Raw genomic sequence first — 881 nt, 5'->3', positions numbered from 1 at the left:
GATATCGATCACGCTGGCTTCGCGGACGGCTGGGTATTCCAGCAGACGCGCTTCGATTTCACCCAGCTCGATCCGCAGACCGCGAATCTTCACCTGATGGTCGATACGGCCGGCGTACTCAATCACGCCCTCGTCGCGGTAACGCGCCAGGTCGCCGGTGCGGTACAGGCGACCGCCGTTATCCGAGAACGGATCCGGCACAAAGCGTTCGGCGGTCAGCGAAGGACGGTTGTGGTAACCGCGGGCCAGACCGACGCCGCCCAGGTACAGCTCGGCGGCGCTGCCCGGCGCGGCGGGCAGCAGGCCGTCTTCGAGGATGTGGGTTTTCAGGTTGTCGATTGGCTGACCAATTGGAACGCTCAGGTGATCGTTGACGGTGCAGGTCCAGTGAGTGACGTCGATCGCCGCCTCGGTCGGGCCGTACAGGTTGTACAGGCCGGTGTGTGGCAAGCGTTTCAACACTTGAGCCGCCAGCTCGGCCGGCAGTGCTTCACCGCTGCAAACGACGCGCTTCAGCGAGGCGCACGACTCGACCAGCTCGCTGGTCATGAACGCCTGAAGCATCGACGGCACGAAGTGCAGCGTGCTGACGCCATACTCGTTGATGGTCGCCACCAGACGCTCCGGGTCACGATGATCGCCGGGCAGCGCTACCGCCAGACGGGCACCGGTCAGCAGCGGCCAGAAGAACTCCCACACCGACACGTCGAAGCTGAACGGGGTCTTTTGCAGCACGGTATCCGTGCCGTCCAGACCGTAAGCCTTCTGCATCCAGTGCAAGCGGTTGACCAAGGCGCGATGGCTGTTGCCCGCCCCTTTCGGCTTGCCGGTGGAGCCCGAGGTGTAGATCACGTAGGCGAGGTTTTCCGGCACGCTGTGCC

At 64.1% G+C, this 881-nt stretch carries 1 protein-coding gene; it reads right to left on the bottom strand.

Annotated elements, in window-relative coordinates; translation table 11 throughout:
- Nucleotides 1-881 (bottom strand): amino acid adenylation domain-containing protein (locus tag NTD82_RS20260; protein ID WP_262129950.1); only part of this gene is annotated, 881 nt, incomplete at both ends.

The sequence above is a fragment of the Pseudomonas sp. 5P_5.1_Bac1 genome (assembly GCF_025466015.1).
Lineage (GTDB): Bacteria > Pseudomonadota > Gammaproteobacteria > Pseudomonadales > Pseudomonadaceae > Aquipseudomonas.
This window is presented reverse-complemented; position numbering and strand designations above follow the sequence as displayed.